This is a genomic window from Bradyrhizobium sp. 41S5 (assembly GCF_011516665.3).
Classification (GTDB): domain Bacteria; phylum Pseudomonadota; class Alphaproteobacteria; order Rhizobiales; family Xanthobacteraceae; genus Bradyrhizobium; species Bradyrhizobium quebecense.
This window is the reverse complement of the sequence record NZ_CP083721.1, coordinates 1,605,583-1,622,040: the sequence shown is the minus strand read 5'-3', so window position 1 is coordinate 1,622,040 and position 16,458 is coordinate 1,605,583. Positions and strand designations below refer to the sequence as shown.

13 protein-coding genes are annotated in these 16,458 nt (G+C 65.7%); 8 read left to right on the top strand and 5 right to left on the bottom strand.

What is annotated here, in order from left to right:
• The first annotated feature begins 1 nt into the window (after position 1).
• Together HAP47_RS07560 and HAP47_RS07555 are read left to right on the top strand one after the other, a co-directional pair.
• Complete coding sequence (locus HAP47_RS07560) at positions 2–1,075, top strand: tetratricopeptide repeat protein (protein WP_173638788.1); 1,074 nt, start codon at positions 2–4, stop codon at positions 1,073–1,075.
• Between the two features lie 219 nt (positions 1,076–1,294).
• Entirely contained in the window at positions 1,295–2,089 is a 795-nt protein-coding gene (locus HAP47_RS07555) for an inositol monophosphatase family protein (protein ID WP_173638789.1), read from the top strand.
• Positions 2,090–2,103: 14 nt separating this feature from the next.
• Here the strand turns inward: HAP47_RS07555 and HAP47_RS07550 are convergent, their stop codons facing one another.
• From HAP47_RS07550 to HAP47_RS07540, 3 genes are all read right to left on the bottom strand, one after another.
• Complete coding sequence (locus HAP47_RS07550; RefSeq protein ID WP_173638790.1) at positions 2,104–3,234, bottom strand: AAA family ATPase; 1,131 nt, start codon at positions 3,232–3,234, stop codon at positions 2,104–2,106.
• A 116-nt stretch (positions 3,235–3,350) separates the two neighbouring features.
• Positions 3,351–6,506, bottom strand: coding sequence for a multidrug efflux RND transporter permease subunit (locus HAP47_RS07545; RefSeq protein WP_173638791.1), 3,156 nt, complete (start codon positions 6,504–6,506; stop codon positions 3,351–3,353).
• Positions 6,507–6,512: 6 nt separating this feature from the next.
• Positions 6,513–7,715 carry an efflux RND transporter periplasmic adaptor subunit gene (locus HAP47_RS07540; RefSeq protein ID WP_173638792.1) on the bottom strand — a complete coding sequence of 401 codons (1,203 nt, stop codon included), beginning with the start codon at positions 7,713–7,715 and terminating at the stop codon, positions 6,513–6,515.
• Between the two features lie 541 nt (positions 7,716–8,256).
• On the opposite strand from HAP47_RS07540, the gene HAP47_RS07535 reads away from it, so the two are divergent.
• A complete protein-coding gene (locus HAP47_RS07535; protein WP_173638793.1) occupies positions 8,257–9,255 on the top strand; it encodes a flagellar motor protein MotA in 999 nt (332 codons plus the stop codon).
• Between the two features lie 76 nt (positions 9,256–9,331).
• Positions 9,332–10,360 (top strand): peptidoglycan -binding protein, encoded by a 1,029-nt coding sequence (locus HAP47_RS07530; protein ID WP_176396229.1) that lies wholly within the window; start codon positions 9,332–9,334, stop codon positions 10,358–10,360.
• Positions 10,361–10,733: 373 nt separating this feature from the next.
• Here the strand turns inward: HAP47_RS07530 and HAP47_RS07525 are convergent, their stop codons facing one another.
• A complete protein-coding gene (locus HAP47_RS07525; protein WP_173638794.1) occupies positions 10,734–11,726 on the bottom strand; it encodes an aldo/keto reductase in 993 nt (330 codons plus the stop codon).
• A 109-nt stretch (positions 11,727–11,835) separates the two neighbouring features.
• On the opposite strand from HAP47_RS07525, the gene HAP47_RS07520 reads away from it, so the two are divergent.
• On the top strand, positions 11,836–12,729 hold the full coding sequence (locus tag HAP47_RS07520) for a LysR family transcriptional regulator (protein ID WP_173638795.1): 894 nt from the start codon (positions 11,836–11,838) through the stop codon (positions 12,727–12,729).
• 169 nt (positions 12,730–12,898) lie between these two features.
• Positions 12,899–13,168, top strand: a complete 270-nt coding sequence (locus tag HAP47_RS07515; protein WP_173638796.1) for a hypothetical protein — start codon at positions 12,899–12,901, stop codon at positions 13,166–13,168.
• A gap of 9 nt (positions 13,169–13,177) precedes the next feature.
• Here HAP47_RS07515 and HAP47_RS07510 read toward each other — a convergent pair whose 3' ends face one another.
• The gene (locus HAP47_RS07510) at positions 13,178–13,498 is read right to left on the bottom strand and encodes a PilZ domain-containing protein (protein ID WP_092123608.1); all 321 of its coding nucleotides are present in this window, start codon (positions 13,496–13,498) and stop codon (positions 13,178–13,180) included.
• A 323-nt stretch (positions 13,499–13,821) separates the two neighbouring features.
• Here HAP47_RS07510 and HAP47_RS07505 point away from each other — a divergent pair, with 323 nt between their 5' ends.
• The gene (locus HAP47_RS07505; protein ID WP_173638797.1) at positions 13,822–15,339 is read left to right on the top strand and encodes an AMP-binding protein; all 1,518 of its coding nucleotides are present in this window, start codon (positions 13,822–13,824) and stop codon (positions 15,337–15,339) included.
• A 144-nt stretch (positions 15,340–15,483) separates the two neighbouring features.
• Positions 15,484–16,455: a S1C family serine protease gene (locus HAP47_RS07500; RefSeq protein ID WP_173638798.1), complete on the top strand. Its 972-nt coding sequence runs from the start codon at positions 15,484–15,486 to the stop codon at positions 16,453–16,455.
• Positions 16,456–16,458: the final 3 nt, after the last annotated feature.

The window sequence follows — 16,458 nt, the reverse complement described above, 5'->3', positions numbered from 1 at the left end:
AATGAACCGCCTGCGTCCGATAGGTGTTGCGCTCGGCTGCATGATGCTGGCGAGCGGTGCGATGGCGCAGCTCTCGATCACGCCGCCGGCACAGACGCCGCCGCCCGCGAAGAAGGAGACGCCGAAAGAGAAGCCGAAGGTGCATGCGCCCGCCGCGAAGAAGCCCGCGCCGAAGCCCGCCGCCACACCAACGGCCACCCCGACGCCCTCGCCGACCCCGACGCCGGACGATCCCAATGTCGACCTCGTCTACGGCGCCTATCAGCGCGGCATGTACAAGACCGCCTTCGACCTCGCGATGGTGCGCGCCCAGAACAACAACGATACCAAAGCAATGACCATGCTGGGCGAACTCTATGCCAACGGGCTCGGCGTCAAGCGCGACTACGTCAAGGCGGACGACTGGTACAAGCGCGCATCCGATGCCGGCGACCGTGAGGCGATGTTCGCCCTCGCCATGATGCGGATCGCGGGCCGTGGCGGCGCGGTGGACAAGGATTCCGCGGTCAAGCTGCTGGCCTCGTCGGCCAAGCTCGGCGAACCGAAGGCGGCCTACAATCTCGCTCTGCTCTATCTCGACGGCCAGACCCTGCCGCAGGATCTCAAGCGCTCCGCCGAGCTGTTGCGGATGGCCGCCGACGCCGGCAGCCCCGAGGCGCAATACGCGCTGGCGACCTTCTACAAGGAAGGCACCGGCGTGCCGAAGGACCTCGAAAAGGCGGCCCGCCTGCTGCAGGCCGCCTCGCTGGCCGACAATGTCGATGCCGAGGTCGAATACGCCATCGCGCTCTACAACGGCGCCGGCACGCCGCGGAACGTGCCTGCGGCGGTGGCGCTGCTACGCAAGGCGGCCCGGCAGAACAGCGCGATCGCGCAAAACCGCCTCGCCCATGTGCTGGCGACCGGCGCCGGCGCCCCGGTGGACAAGGTCGAGGCGCTGAAATGGCACACGATCGCCAAGACCGCCGGCAAGGGTGACCCCGATCTCGACGACATCCTCGCCGATATGAGCCCGGAAGACCGCGCCAAGGGCGAGGCAGCCGCGCGAAAATGGATCGGAAACAACGTCAAATGACGCCTTGACGGGGGCGCCTCCAGAGGGCACCCAGTCCGGCAATCCAAGGCAGTGCCCCTCCCGCCCCGTCATCCTGAGGTGCGAGCGGAGCGAGCCTCGAAAGATGAACGGCCCAGCTGGTGGCCGTTCGTCCTTCGAGACACGCGTTCCGCGCTCCTCAGGATGACGGGACCACGTTTGGGCCGGTCCTCCAGCACAATCGCAAAGAAACCGTTCATCATGCTCTACTCCGCCCTCATCAATGTCATGGTCAAGGCCGCGCGCCGCGCCGGCCGCAGCCTCAAGCGCGACCTCGGCGAGATCGAACACCTCCAGGTGTCGCTGAAGGGGCCGGCGAATTTCGTCTCGCTCGCCGACAAGCGCGCCGAGGAGATGCTCTACACCGATCTCGAAAAGGCCCGGCCCGGTTACGGGTTCCTCGGCGAGGAAGGCGGCAAGCGCGAGGGCTCGGACAAGAGCCACACCTGGATCGTCGATCCGCTCGACGGCACCACCAACTTCCTGCACGGCATCCCGCAATTCGCGATCTCGATCGGGCTTCAGCGCGAAGACACGATCATCGCGGGCGTGATCTACAATCCCGCCAATGACGAGCTCTACATCGCCGAGCGCGGCAAGGGCGCGTTCCTCAACGACCAGCGGCTGCGCGTCGCCGGCCGCCGCCAGCTCAACGAATGCGTGGTCGCCTGCGGCCTGCCGCATATCGGCCGCGGCAATCACCAGCTGGCGCTGCAGGAGATGGCCGCGCTGCAGAACAAGGTCGCGGGCTTCCGCCGCTTCGGCGCCGCCTCGCTCGACCTCGCCTTCGTCGCCGCCGGCCGCCTCGACGGCTATTGGGAGCGCAATCTGCAGGCCTGGGACGTCGCAGCCGGCCTGCTGATGGTCCGCGAAGCCGGCGGCACCGTCTCCGGCATCCAGGGCAGTGACGACCCGCTGCAGACCGGCCATGTCGTCTGCGGCAACGAATTCGTGCACGGCGAGCTGATCAAGATCCTGAAGCCGCTCGGGCAATAGCGCGACGGCGCGATCTAATCGTCGTCGTCATCCTCGTCGTCTTCACGGCGAAATTCGCCGCCGAGCGTCAGACCCTCGATGGTGGTGGCGCCCTTCGCCTTGACGACCCGTCGAAGTGGGACCGAGCTCTCGCTTCGCAGCGCCTCCATCAGATGTTCCGAATGGGTGACGATCCAGATATCGGCGCGGCGCGACGCCTTGGCGATCAGCCTGGCCAATGGCGCCAGCAGCGATGGATGCAGGCTGGTCTCGGGCTCGTTCAGCGCGATGAACGGCGGCAGCCGATAGCCCATGAACACGGCGAGCAGGCAGATATATTTCAGCGTCCCGTCGGATAGCTCGTGCGCCTTGAACGGACGCGGCATGTCAGCCTGCCGCAGTTCGAATTCGCAGCGCCCGTCGTCTTCCCACGCCCGGAGTTCGGCACCCGGGAATGCGTCCTCGATCGCATCCTGCAGGTCGGCCGCATCCTGCCTGATCGAGGTGAGCGTTGCCAAAGCGGCAGCGAGATCGCTGCCGTCGGCGCTCAACGACGGCGTCGTGATCGCGAGACAGGGCTTGCGGATCGGCGACGCCGGATCGGTGCGGAAGTCGTGATAGAAGCGCCAGCTCTGCAGCGCATTCCTGATCAGACCGACTTCGGGACATGTCTGGGCGTCGAGGAAATCGGCGAGAGCGGTTTCCGACGCCAGCACCGCATTCTCGTGCTCGCTCCAGGCACCGCTCTCGCCGCGGACGCTGACGTGCGAATTGGTTCGCTCCATCATCAGGACTTTTCGCTTGCCGTGGATCGCCTCGATGCGTTCGGACTTGATCATCGGCTCGCCGGGAAACGCGGCCTCGACCGGGCCAGGATGTCCGAGCTCGATCGAGTAGTTGACGCGCTCGAAACTGGCCGCCAGCCGCAGTCGCGAATCCTCGCCCCGCCTGCGAAGCCCGGACCAGCAGACCGAGTTCAGTCCACCTTCGTCGGCGATCGTGCGCGCGATCCGGCCGGTTGCTGCGTCGCGCAATAGCGACAGGGACTTGTAGAGATTGGATTTGCCGACGCCGTTCTCGCCGACGAAGACCGACAGCGGTTGAATGGGCATGTGGAGCCGCCGAATGGAGCGATAATTCGAGATCGCAATGTCGGTCGGCCGCATCACATGCCCTCAATCCCCGGGTTGCCTCTACGCTCCCCGTTCAATCCAGGGCTGCAATCTGGATTGACTATGTTGGGAAAGCAAGCCGTCGGCTTGATCGTCACCGATCTCGGACATCAATGGCCGCCCGTTACCGGCGCAGGCGGACCGTAGACTTCCGGTTTCGCGACCTGCTCGCGATCTCCCGCCAGCACGCGCTGCACGCTGACGAAGAACACCGGCACCAAGAGCAGCGCGAGGATCACGACGGCGATCATGCCGCCCATCACCGAGGTGCCGAGCGCCTGCTGGCTGGCGCCGCCGGCGCCGGTCGCGATCGCCATCGGCAGCACGCCGCAGACGAAGGCGAGACCCGTCATCAGGATCGGGCGAAAGCGCAAGCTACACGCCTCGATGGTCGCCTCGACCAGCGGCTTGCCCTGCGCGCGCAGGTCCTTGGCGAACTCGATGATCAGGATCGCGTCCTTGGCGGCCAGGCCGATGATGGTGATCAGGCCGACCGTGAAATAGACGTCGTTCGATAGCCCGCGCAGCGTCGCGGCCACCACCGCGCCGAGAATGCCGAGCGGAATCGTGAGCAGCACCGCGAGCGGAATGGTCCAGCTCTCATAGAGTGCGGCGAGCAGCAGGAACACCACCAGCACCGAGAGCGCGAGCAGGAACGGCGCCTGCGAGCCCGACAGCTTCTCCTGCAGCGACTGGCCGGTCCACTCGTAGCCGAAGCCGCGCGGCAGCTTGTCGGCAAGCCGCTCCATCTCCGCGATCGCGTCGCCCGAGGTGAAGCCCGGCTTCGCCTCACCGGAGATGCGCACCGCCGGATAGTAATTGAAGCCCGCGATTTGTGTCGGCCCCTTCGTCCATTCGATGGTCGCGAAGGCCGAGAACGGCACCAGCTGGCCGCGGCTGTTCTTGACGTTGTAATTGAGGATGTCGTCCGCGTTCATGCGGCTGGTCTTGTCGGCCTGCACGATGACGCGCTGCATCCGCCCGCGGTTCGGGAAATCGTTGATGTAGTTCGAGCCGAGATTGGTCGAAATGGTATTGTTGATGTCCTCGAAGGTGAGACCGAACGCGCCCGCCTTCTCGCGGTCGATCATCAGATTGACCTGCGGCGCCGGCGGCAGACCCTCGACATAGACCTTCTGCAACACAGGGCTGGCATTGGCCTCCGCGATCAGGCGATCGGACGCCGCGATCAGCGCGGCATAGCCCTTCTGGCCGCGGTCCTGCAGGCGGAACGAGAAGCCCGAGGAGTTGCCGAGGTTGTCGATCGGCGGCGGCTGCAGCGCCGAGATCCTGGCATCGCGGATCGTCGACGACAGGTCGCGGTTGATATCGGCAACGATGGCGGCAGCCGAATCCTTCGCGCCGCGCTCCGACCAGTCCTTCAGCGTGATGAAGGCCTGTGCGGTGTTCATGCCCTGGCCGAGGAAGCTGAAGCCGGTGAGGAACGTGACGTTCTCGATGCCGGCGCGATCCTTCAGATACTTCTCGACCTGCTCGACCGCAGCTTCGGTGCGCGCATAGGACGACTCCGACGGCGTCTGCACGTCGGTCGTGATGAAGCCCTGGTCGTCGACCGGCAGGAAGCCGCCGGGCAGCCGCACGAAGCCGTAGGCCACGCCCGCGAACAGCACGGCATAAATCAGCATCAGCCGGCCGGTACGCTTCAGCCCGGCCTGCACGGTCGTGACATAGCCGGCACGGCTGGAGTCGAGCACCCGATTGAACCAGCCGAACACGCCCTTGCGCGCATGGCCATGACCCTTCTCGACCGGCTTGAGCAGCGTCGCGCACAGCGCCGGCGTCAGCGACAGCGCGAGCAGCGCCGAGAACGCGATCGCCGCCACCATGGTGACCGAAAACTGGCGATAGATGATGCCGACCGAGCCGGGGAAGAACGCCATCGGCACGAACACGGCCATCAGCACCAGCGTGATGCCGATGATGGCGCCTGATATCTGCGACATCGCCTTCTTGGTGGCTTCCTTCGGCGGCAGGCCCTCCTCGGCCATGATGCGCTCGACGTTCTCGACCACGACGATGGCGTCGTCGACGAGGATGCCGACCGCCAGCACCATGCCGAACATGGTCAGCATGTTGATCGAGAAGCCGGCGATCATCAGCGTGGCGCAGGCGCCCAGCAGCGCCACCGGAACCACGATGGTCGGAATGATGGTGTAGCGGATGTTCTGCAGAAACAGGAACATCACGATGAACACCAGCACCACCGCCTCGACCAGCGTCATCAGGACCTTCTCGATCGAAGCCTTCACGACGGGCGTGATGTTGTAGGGAATTTCGTAGGAGATATTGGCCGGGAAGAAGCGCGACAGCTCCTTCATCTTGGCTTCGACCGCGCTCGCGGTCGCCAGCGCATTGCCCTTCGGCGACAGCAGCACCGAGAGACCGGCGGTCGGCTTGCCGTCGAGACGGGTGTTGAACTGGTAGCTGAGGCCGCCGATCTCGATTCGCGCGACGTCGCGCAGGCGGACCGTCGAGCCGTCGGCATTGGCGCGCAGGATGATCGCGCCGAACTCGTCGGGCGATGAGAGCTGGCCCTTCACCAGCACCTGGGCGGAAATCTTCTGCGTATCGGTGCTCGGCTCGGCGCCGATGCTGCCGGAGGCGACCTGGGCGTTCTGCGCCGTGATCGCCTTGTTGACGTCGTCGGCGGACAGGCCGTAGCCGACCAGCTTGGCCGGATCGATCCAGATGCGCAGTGAACGCTCGGTCGAATACAGCGTGGCGCGGCCGACGCCGGGGATCCGGCGCACCTCGCCCAGCACGTTGCGGATCATGAAGTCGCCGAGGCCGACTTCATCCAGCGAGCCGTCGGTCGAGTTCAGCGTGATGATCTGCAGCACGGCGGACGAGGCTTCCTCGACCAGGATGCCCTGCTGGATCACGGCGCGCGGCAACCGCGCCTCGACGCGCTTGAGGCGGTTCTGCACCTCGACCGAGGCCTGGCTGGTGTCGGTGCCCGGCTTGAAGTTGGCGATGATCTCGACCTGGCCGAGCGAGTCGGAGGTCGATTCGAAGTTCAGGATGTTGGCGGCGCCGTTGAGCTCCTCCTCGATCAGCCGCGTGACGCTGTTGTAGAGGTTTTCAGGCGACGCGCCGGGATAGCTCGTCGAGATCGAGATCGAGGGCGGCGCGATGATCGGGTACTGCGCGACCGCGAGCAGCGGAATCGAGATCGCGCCGACCAGACAGATGAACAGCGCGACGACCCAGGCGAAGATCGGCCTGTCGATGAAGAAGCTGGGCATGTCGGATCACCGCACCGCGTGGGCGGTCTGCTGCGAATCCGATGCCGCAGCAGCGTCGATCTCACGCCAGGCCAGCGGCCGTACCTTGTCGCCGGCGGCGAATTTCTGGAAACCCTCGACGACGACCTTGTCGCCGGCCTTGAGGCCTTCGGTCACGAACCAGGAACCGTCCTGCAGCGAGCCGGTGCGCACCGGCTGCACCGCGACGTGATTGTCGTCCTTGACGACGAACACCTCGCTGCCGCCGCCGCCATTGCGCTGGATCGCCTGCTGCGGCACGGCGATCGCATCGCTGTCGATGCCCTGCTCGATCTGCACGCGGACATACATGCCCGGCAGCAGGACGCGCTTCGGATTCGGGAACTCGCCGCGCAGGGTGACCTGCCCGGTATGGGCGTCGACCTTGGCGTCGGAGAACAACAGCTTGCCCGGCAGCGGATAGATCGAGCCGTCGTCGAGCACGAGACGCACCTTCATCGCGTCGGCCTCGATGCGGTCGAGATCGCCGTTCTCGAAGGCGCGGCGCAGCTGGTTCATCTCGGTGACCGACTGCTGAAAGTCGGCATAGATCGGATCGAGCTGCTGGATGGTCGCAAGGCTCGCCGCGTCGTTCTGCACGACCAGCGCGCCTTCGCTGATCACAGCAGCACCGATGATGCCGTCGATCGGTGCACGGATCGTCGCATAGTCCAGATTGAGTTTCGCGCGCGCGACGTCGGCCTCGCGGCCCTGCACGTCGGCTTCGGCCTGCTTCAGGTTGGCGATCGCCTTCTCGTTCTCGGCCTCCGAGGTCGCGCGCTGGTTGGTGAGGGTGGCGATACGGCGGGCCTGCAGCGAGGTTTGCTCGAGCACGGCCTTGGCGCGCGCCAGCGCCGCCTCGGTCGACTGCAATTCGACTTCGAACGGACGCGGATCGATCTGGTACAGGGGATCGCCGACCTTCACCTCGCTGCCCTGATGGAACATGCGGTTGACGACGATGCCGGAGACGCGCGGACGCACCTCGGAAACGCGGGTCGGCGCGATGCGGCCCGGCAACTCGCGCACCATCGCGCGCGCCTGCTGCTTCACGGTGACGACACTGACGTCCGGCTCGGGTGCTTGCACGGCGGCGGTTGCGGAATTCGGCTCGTCGCAGCCAGCAAGCAGTGGCGCCGTCACGGCCAGCATCAGAGCAATGCATGCCGATTGCGCGCGAAGTCCAGACATTGAGATGATCGCCCCTGAGAGGTTTGAACAAACGAACGGCGGTGTCACGACGACAGCGCTCGCGTTGCCCCCGTAAAAATAAAATCTACTTGCTGCGACGCAATGCGTTTCTCGGCGGCTCATTGTCACAGAACGCTATCGTTCTGATTTCGTGGCATCTTTTGCCGGGTCACTGAATTGTGAGCGGGTTCCATCGCAGGCTGTGGGAATGCGTTAAGGACTGCGTGAGCGGGAACAGGCCATTTGCTGCGCAGGAATGCCGCACCTCTCACCATCCTGCGGCGATCCGGCCGAATCACCGCGCATCGCGCGCACCTCGCCCAACGGTGCGTGCAACCCGGCCACGTCTGGGATCTGCGCGCGGGACCTCGGGCCCGCGCGAGCGTTGATCCGGAGCCCGGCGACGAAGCTGCGCAAAGCGGCAACAATCCGTCCAATCTCAACCCAGGGTTCTGCCATCCGCCTTGGATTCGGCTTTCCTCACTCCGCCGCTGTGCCATATTGCTGGCAGATGCGGCCTTCGCGAACGGATGACCCGGCAATGCCCCCTTCCCGCTCCGAGATGGAGATCGAACTGAGCAAGCTGTCCTCGCCCAGGATCTTCCTGGTGCGAATGCTGGTGTTTCTGGTGCTCTGCGGCCTGGTCGGGGTCGTACTGTACAAGCAGATCGTCACCGCCTTCTTCGCCAATCCCGGGCTGAACGCCCTGATCGGCGCCGTGCTGCTGATCGGTATCATCCTGGCGTTCCGCCAGGTGATCCGGCTGTATCCCGAGGTCGCCTGGGTCAACAATTTCCGCATTGCCGATCCCGGCCTTGCGATCGAGCGCCGCCCGACCCTGCTTGCCCCGATGGCCGCGATCCTCGGCGGCGAGCGCACCGGGCGGATGTCGATCTCGCAGCAGACCATGCGGCATCTGCTCGATTCGATCGCAACCCGCCTGGATGAAGCCCGCGACATCTCGCGCTACATGACGGGCCTGCTGGTGTTCCTCGGCCTGCTCGGCACCTTCTGGGGCCTGATCGAGACGGTCGGCTCGGTCGGCAAGGTGATCGACGGGCTCAAGGTCGGCGGCGACGCCGGCGCGCTGTTCGATACGCTGAAGGAGGGCCTCGCCGCGCCGCTCGGCGGCATGGGCATTTCGTTCTCGTCTTCGCTGTTCGGCCTCGCCGGCTCGCTGATCCTCGGCTTCCTCGACCTGCAATCGAGTCAGGCCCAGAACCGCTTCTACACCGACCTCGAGGATTGGCTCGCCACCACCGTGCGCGGCATCTCCGGCGAGGGCGTCGGCGCCGGCGGTGCCGACCTGCAGGGCGCCATCGACCGGCTGCGTGCGACCTTCGAAGAAGGTGGCGCCGGCGGCGGCGGCCGCAGCACCACGGCCGCAATGGCCAATCTTGCCGAGGCGATCCAGGGACTGGTCGCGCATATGCGCACCGAGCAGCAGATGATCCGCGAATGGGCCGACGGCCAGGGCGAGCAGAACCGCGAGATCAAGCGGCTGCTCGAGCGCCTCGCCCGCCAGCCCGAGAAGAACTAGAAACGCGCGCCCCGGACGCTGCGCAGCACGACGTGATGCGCAGCGTCCAGGACACGAGAGTTGAGGAGAATGCTCGATGGCCCTCGCCCGCTCGCGCCGCAGCGAATCCGGCTTCAACTACTGGCCCGGCTTTGTCGACGCGCTGTCGACGCTGGTGCTGTCGATCGTGTTCCTGCTGTCGGTGTTCCTCGTCGTGCAGTTCTTCCTGTCGCAGGAGGTCACCGGCAAGGACAAGGCGCTGGAGCAGCTCAACGCCAAGATCGCCCAGCTCAACGAGCTGCTGTCGCTGGAGAAGCTTTCCAAGCTGACGCTCGACGACCAGGTGTCGCAGCTGCGTGCCGGGCTCGCTTCGGCCGAGAGCGAGCGCGACCGCATGAAGGGGCTCTACGAGGGGCTCGCCAATTCCGGCAATGACGCGCAGGGCCGCGCCAACGAACTCAACAAGGCGCTGGAGTCCGAGAAGAGCGTGTCGTCGCGCGCGCTGGCGCAGATCGAGGTGCTGAACCAGCAGATCAGCGCGCTGCGCCGCCAGCTCGCGGCGCTCGAGGAAGCGCTCGACGCCTCCGAGAAGCGCGACAAGGAATCGCAGAGCCGGATCGCCGATCTCGGCTCGCGCCTGAACGTCGCGCTGGCGCAAAGGGTGCAGGAATTGTCGAAATACCGCTCGGAATTCTTCGGCCGGCTGCGCGCCATCCTCGGCAACCGTCCCGATATCCGCATCGTCGGCGACCGCTTCGTGTTCCAGTCCGAAGTGTTCTTCGACACCGGCCAGGCGACGCTGCTGCCGGAAGGCAAGACCGAGCTCGACACCGTAGCAAACGCGCTGATCGATCTCGACAAGCAGATCCCCCCCGAAATCGCCTGGGTGCTGCGGGTCGACGGCCACACCGACGTGCGGCCGATCAACAGCCCGCTGTTCAAATCGAACTGGGAGCTGTCCTCCGCGCGCGCGATCTCGGTGGTGCAGTATCTGGTCTCGATCGGCGTGCCCGCGCAGCGCTTGGTCGCCGCCGGCTTCGCCGAATTCCAGCCGCTCGACACCGCACAGACCGAAGACGCCTACAAGCGCAACCGCCGCATCGAGCTGAAGCTGACGGAACGCTAGCTGGCACACGCCTTCGCGCACCGCTTTCGCCAGGACGACATCGAATGTGTGGCACGGCCTGCATCCACAATCGTCGTCCCTGCGAATGCAGCGACCCATCACCACAGGGTTGTGTTGTTGAAGAGGGCTGTGGCCCCAGCGTCGCGCAGCAATTGCCATTTGTGGTTATGGGTCCCGGGTCAAGCCCGGGACGACACTGAATGTGTTGCACCGCCTACTTCCACAATCGTCGTCCTTGCGAAAGTAGCGACCCATCACCACAGGTTGTGTTGTTGAAGAGGGCTGTGGCCCCAGCGTCGCGCAGCAATTGCCATTTGTGGTCATGGGTCCCGGATCAAGCCCGGGACGACACTGCGTTTGTGGCTCGACTTCCTCAGCGGCCGACCATCCCGAGCAATTGCTCCGGATAGCGCGCGCCCTGCACCTCGACTGCGGCGACGGCCTTGCCGATGTCGGCGAGATCGGTGGAACTCAATTCGATCCGTGCGGCGCCGATGTTTTCGTCGAGCCGATTGAGCTTCGTGGTGCCCGGGATCGGCACGATCCACGGCTTTTGCGCCAGCAGCCACGCCAGCGCGATCTGGGCCGGCGTTGCGCCCTTGCCGGCAGCGATGCGGCCGAGCTGATCGACCAGCGCCTGATTGATGCGGCGCGCTTCCGGCGAAAAACGCGGCACGAGGTTGCGGAAGTCGTCGCTGGCGAACGTCGTCGACGCGCTGATCGCACCCGTGAGAAAACCGCGGCCGAGCGGGCTGTACGCCACGAAGCCGATGCCGAGCTCTTGCAGCAGCGGCAGGATCTCCGCTTCCACCCCGCGCTCCCAAAGCGAATATTCGCTCTGCAATGCCGTGACCTTCTGCACCGCATGGGCCCGGCGGATGGTCTGCACGCCGGCCTCCGACAGGCCGAAATGGCGGACCTTGCCGGCGTCGATCAGGTCCTTCACGGCGCCGGCAACATCCTCGATCGGCACCGCGGGATCGACCCGATGCTGATAGAACAGATCGATCACATCGATGTTCAGCCGCTTCAGCGAGGCGTCCGCGACCGCTTTGATGTGCTCGGGCCGGCTGTTCAGCGAGCGGTGCCGCTCGGCCATGGTGCCGATATCGAAGCCGAACTTGGTGGCGATCACGACGTCGTTGCGAACCGGCGCCAGCGCCTCGCCGACCAGCTCCTCGTTGACGAAGGGACCGTAGACTTCCGCGGTGTCGAAGAAGGTGACGCCGCGCTCCACGGCGCCGCGCAGCAGCGCGATGCCTGCGGCTTTCTCGACCGCTGGGCCATAGGCGAAGCTGAGGCCCATGCAGCCCAGGCCGATCGCCGATACCTCCAGATTGCTGTTACCGAATTTACGCTTCTGCATGACGTCTCTCCGCATCAAAGATTGGGACCTGCCGCTGCGGGATTTAGGGCGTGCACGCCCGCGCCATTAGACGTACAAATCGGGATGGACTTATGAGCAGGGCTCATCAATGCCGCGGCACGACATCAATGACCTGATCGCCTTCCTCGCCGTCGCGCGTGAGCGCAGCTTCACCCGCGCGGCGGCGCGGCTCGGTGTTTCGCAATCGACGCTCAGCCACACCATGCGCGCGCTGGAGGAACGGCTGGGCGTGCGGCTCCTGACCCGCACCACACGCAGCGTCGCGCCGACCGAGGCCGGCGAGCGGCTGCTGCAGGGCATCGGGCCGCGCTTCGAGGAGATCGAGGCCGAACTCACAGCCCTCAACGCGCTGCGCGAGAAACCGGCCGGCACCATCCGCATCAACGCCGGCGAGCACGCAGCCGAGACCATCCTGTGGCCGGCGCTGGAAAACTTCCTGCCGCGCTATCCCGACATCAAGGTGGAGTTGGCTGTCGACAACGGGCTCGCCAACATCGTCGCTGAGCGTTTTGACGCCGGCGTTCGCCTCGGCGAGCAGCTGGCAAAGGACATGATCGCGGTGCGGATCGCGCCGGATTTCCGCATGGTCGTGGTCGGAGCGCCGTCCTACTTCAAACGGCGAGACCGTCCGAAGCGGCCGCAGGACCTGACGCAGCACGCCTGCATCAACATTCGCCTGCCGACCCATGGCGGCATCTATGCCTGGGAATTCGAGAAGCGCGGACGCGCGGTCAAGGTCCGCGTCGACGGACAATTGGTGTTCAACAGTACCGCCTTGCGGATCAAGGCGGCGTTGGCCGGGCTCGGGCTTGCCTATGTCGCCGAGGACCAGGTGCAGGCGCAACTTGCCAGGGGCCAGCTGGTCCAGGTGCTCGACGACTGGTGCGTGCCGTTTCCCGGCTATCACCTCTATTACCCGAGCCGCCGGCAATCCTCGCCGGCGTTCGCGCTGCTGGTCGACGCACTGCGCTATCGGGGCTAACAGAGCGAACGCGGCGCCGCCGGGGTCCATCACACGGATATTTGCTTTGCGGTTTGGCCGTAGCCTCTGGGAACGAGACCAGCACCGCTTACGTTATTGCAGACGCAATCGTGCGGGCTTGGCGGATCTCGCCACCGCTCGAGCCGCACCGCACCATCCGGACCAGCCCATGCTCAGAAACACATTCGCCATCATCGTCGCCGCCGGCCTGACGCTCGCCCCGGCCCAGCTTCTCGCGCAGAGCACGGGGGGCTCTCCACTGCCGCCGAGGCCCGGCGACCGCGCCGCGCCTGCCAACGGCGTGGGCGGCACTGCACTTCCAACCCAAAGCGGCCAGCGCTATGCACCGTCCTCCGGCGGCAATTTCAGTGCGGCGCCGGCCGCTCCCGGCGGTTCGGTGAGCACGACCGGCAATGCCAACAGCGCGCAGGGACGCTGAGGCGCGGCGCTAGATGGCGCCGGCGGGCTCCGCGGCCGGCTCGTCCGGCTCGGCGTCGGCGGTCACGAATTTGAGCCCGTAGGTCTTGCCGCGACGCCAGACCACTTCGCAAGGGTAGCGCTTGGCATGATCGGCGAGTAGCGTCAGCGCAAGGCGATCCTTCACATCGAACTCGACCTCGGTCGTGATCTTGGCGCCGCCGGGCGAGATATCGACCACGGCACAGGCATTCTCGGTCACGCCGTCGTCGACCGTGATCCACGCCGCACGATTGTTGAGCTGGCGTCGCGGCTCGCGACTGACCTTGATCCGTGCTCCATTGCTCGCCATCGTCATCGTCCTTGAAGACATTGGTCCTTGAAATGACATTGGAGACCGCGCGCGTCGATCGACGCGCCCGGCACACAACCGCAGGGGCCACAATGCCGTCCCCCCGTAAAGCCCGGCTTAGCGCGATCGCTTGAACTTTACCGGAATCTTGCCCCGGCTTTTAGCGAATGAGGATTCCGCAATTCCATCAGCGGGATACCGGTCGCCTCGGCAGCCGTCGGCTTGACACGGGGACCGCATAGTTGGTGAAGTGCAGCCGTGGCCCTGGCCACATCCCTGCAACAAGAGCGCTTCAAGGCGCCTCTGTCTTCCGGAAACGACCCATGCTGATCCCCCTCGCCGACGTGCCGCGCTGGTATGCCGAACGCAAGCCCGCAGACGCGATCGCCGTCAGCCACGGCGCGGATACGCTGACCTGGCTTGAGCTCGAACGCCGCGCCAATGCACGGGCGCGCGCCTTTGCCGCCAAGGGCGTCAAGCCCGGCGACTTCGTCGCGATCGGGCTGCCCAACAGCAATGCATTCTTCGAGACCACTTTCGCGGTGTGGAAATGCGGCGCGACGCCGACCTCGCTGTCATGGCGGCTGCCGCGCGGCGAGGCCGCCGCGGTGCTCGAGATCCTGAAACCATCGCTGGTGGTCGGCGGCGAGGCCGACTGGAATGCGCCGAATTCGCTGCCGGTGGATTTCGTGCCGGAAGGATTTTCCGAAGAGTCGCTCGATGCACCGGTCGCGCGCTACTGGAAGGCGATGACGAGCGGCGGCTCGACCGGGCGGCCGAAGGTGATCCTCGATCACAACCCCGCCGTGATCGAAACCACGGCACCGCTGCTGCTCGGCATGCCACATGAGGCCTCGGTGCTCAACCCGGGCCCGCTCTATCACAACGCGCCCTTCATCCTGTCGCACTCCGCGCTGTTCGGCGGCGGACGGCTGACCGGCATGGTGAAGTTCGACGCCGAGGAGACGCTGCGGCTGATCGCGCGCGAGCGCGTGCAATGGGTCAACTTCGTGCCGACCATGATGCACCGGATCTGGGCGCTGCCCGAAGAGGTGCGCAACCGCTACGATGTCTCCAGTCTAAGTATCGTGTTTCACATGGCTGCTCCGATGCCCCCCTGGCTGAAGGAGAAATGGATCGAATGGCTCGGGCCGGAGCGGGTCTGGGAGCTCTATGGCGGCACCGAGCGGCAGGGCGCCTGCGTGATCAATGGCGTCGAATGGATGGCGCACAAGGGCTCGGTCGGCAAGATCGGCGAGACCGCACGCTTGCGCATCATCGGCGAGGACGGCAACGACGTCGCGCCCGGCGAGACCGGCGAGATCTACTTCCTGCCCAATGACGGCGCCGGCTCCACCTATCACTATCTCGGCGCATCGCCGAAGCGGCGGCCGGACGGTTGGGAATCGCTCGGCGATATCGGCCGCCTCGACGAGGAAGGCTATCTCTATCTCGGCGACCGGCTCGCCGACATGGTGCTGCGCGGCGGCGCCAACATCTACCCGGCCGAGGTCGAGGCCGCGGTGAGCGAGCATCCCGAGGTGCGCTCCTGCGTCGTGGTCGGACTGCCCGATCCGGAGTTCGGCCAGCGTGTGCATGCGATCCTCGAACTCGCCGACAGCGCCGACGCGCAGAAGATCGCCGACGGCATGGGCGACTTCCTGAAGGACCGGCTCAGCCGCTACAAGCATCCGGAAAGTTTCGAGCGCGTCGGCACGGCGCCGCGCGATGATTCCGGAAAGGTTCGCCGCACCATGCTGCGCGACGAGCGCGCCGCCTGGATCAAGGAGGACCGCGCTTTCCGCATCATGCCGGCGCGCGCGGCAGCAAAAAGCGATTAGGTTCAGTTCATCTTGCGAGGGGCAGCTCTGCACGCCAGATGAGCTGTGCAGGCCGCCGCGCAAGGTATATCATTCCAGCTTCCCTGCCGGCAGAACCTCGGACTACCATGAGGTTCCAGCGCCCTGCACGCCAGGAGATCCTTGATGCCCTCCACCACCGAATGGAAAGTGCCGGCGGCCTTTCAGCCCCGCCCCGAAGATTACCGCTACGACCTCGATCGTGCGCTGACGAGCGTGATCGGGCTGCATTCGATCATTCCGCCTGACGCCTTCAGCGCCGAGACGCTCGGCACCGAGCGCGCCGGCAACGGCGTCTTGATCGACGACGGGCTGGTGCTGACGATCGGTTATCTGATCACCGAAGCCGCCACAGTGTGGCTGCATCTCGGCGACGGCCGCGCGGTCGAGGGGCACGCGCTCGGCTTCGATTTCGAATCCGGCTTCGGCCTGGTGCAGGCGCTGGGCAGGCTCGACATCGATCCGCTGCGGATCGGCTCGTCGGCGGCAACGCAGGTCGGCGACAATGTCGTGCTCGGTGGCGCCGGCGGCCGCACGCGCTCGGTCGCAAGCCAGATCGCGGCGAAGCAGGAATTCGCCGGCTATTGGGAATATCTGCTCGACGAGGCGATCTTCACTTATCCGGCGCATCCAAACTGGGGCGGCACCGGACTGATCAACAATGCCGGTGAGCTGATCGGCATCGGCTCATTGCAGCTCGAGCGCGAACGCTCGGGCCGCGCCGAGCATGTCAACATGATCGTGCCGATCGATCTGCTCAAGCCGGTGCTGAGCGACCTGCGCAAGTTCGGCCGCGTCGACAGGCCGGCGCGGCCATGGCTCGGCATGTACACGACCGAGATCGACAACCGCCTCGTGGTGGTCGGCGTCGCCAGCAAGGGACCGGCGGCGCGCGCCGAGCTGAAGACCGGCGACGTGATCCTCGCAGTCGACGGCGACAAGGTGACGAGCCAGACCGGCTTCTACCGCAAGCTCTGGTCGCTCGGCACAGCCGGCGTCGACGTGCCGCTGACGGTCTACCACGAGGGCGTCACCTTCGACGTGACGCTGACCTCGATCGACCGCATGAAGCTGTTGAAGGCGCCGCGGCTGCATTAAGAG

Coding starts and splice junctions, on each gene's coding strand:
- HAP47_RS07560 (WP_173638788.1), top strand. CDS start 2: ATGAACCGCCTGCGTCCGATAGGTGTTGCGCTCGGCTGCATGATGCTG.
- HAP47_RS07555 (WP_173638789.1), top strand. CDS start 1,295: ATGCTCTACTCCGCCCTCATCAATGTCATGGTCAAGGCCGCGCGCCGC.
- HAP47_RS07550 (WP_173638790.1), bottom strand. CDS start 3,234: ATGCGGCCGACCGACATTGCGATCTCGAATTATCGCTCCATTCGGCGG.
- HAP47_RS07545 (WP_173638791.1), bottom strand. CDS start 6,506: ATGCCCAGCTTCTTCATCGACAGGCCGATCTTCGCCTGGGTCGTCGCG.
- HAP47_RS07540 (WP_173638792.1), bottom strand. CDS start 7,715: ATGTCTGGACTTCGCGCGCAATCGGCATGCATTGCTCTGATGCTGGCC.
- HAP47_RS07535 (WP_173638793.1), top strand. CDS start 8,257: ATGCCCCCTTCCCGCTCCGAGATGGAGATCGAACTGAGCAAGCTGTCC.
- HAP47_RS07530 (WP_176396229.1), top strand. CDS start 9,332: ATGGCCCTCGCCCGCTCGCGCCGCAGCGAATCCGGCTTCAACTACTGG.
- HAP47_RS07525 (WP_173638794.1), bottom strand. CDS start 11,726: ATGCAGAAGCGTAAATTCGGTAACAGCAATCTGGAGGTATCGGCGATC.
- HAP47_RS07520 (WP_173638795.1), top strand. CDS start 11,836: ATGCCGCGGCACGACATCAATGACCTGATCGCCTTCCTCGCCGTCGCG.
- HAP47_RS07515 (WP_173638796.1), top strand. CDS start 12,899: ATGCTCAGAAACACATTCGCCATCATCGTCGCCGCCGGCCTGACGCTC.
- HAP47_RS07510 (WP_092123608.1), bottom strand. CDS start 13,498: ATGGCGAGCAATGGAGCACGGATCAAGGTCAGTCGCGAGCCGCGACGC.
- HAP47_RS07505 (WP_173638797.1), top strand. CDS start 13,822: ATGCTGATCCCCCTCGCCGACGTGCCGCGCTGGTATGCCGAACGCAAG.
- HAP47_RS07500 (WP_173638798.1), top strand. CDS start 15,484: ATGCCCTCCACCACCGAATGGAAAGTGCCGGCGGCCTTTCAGCCCCGC.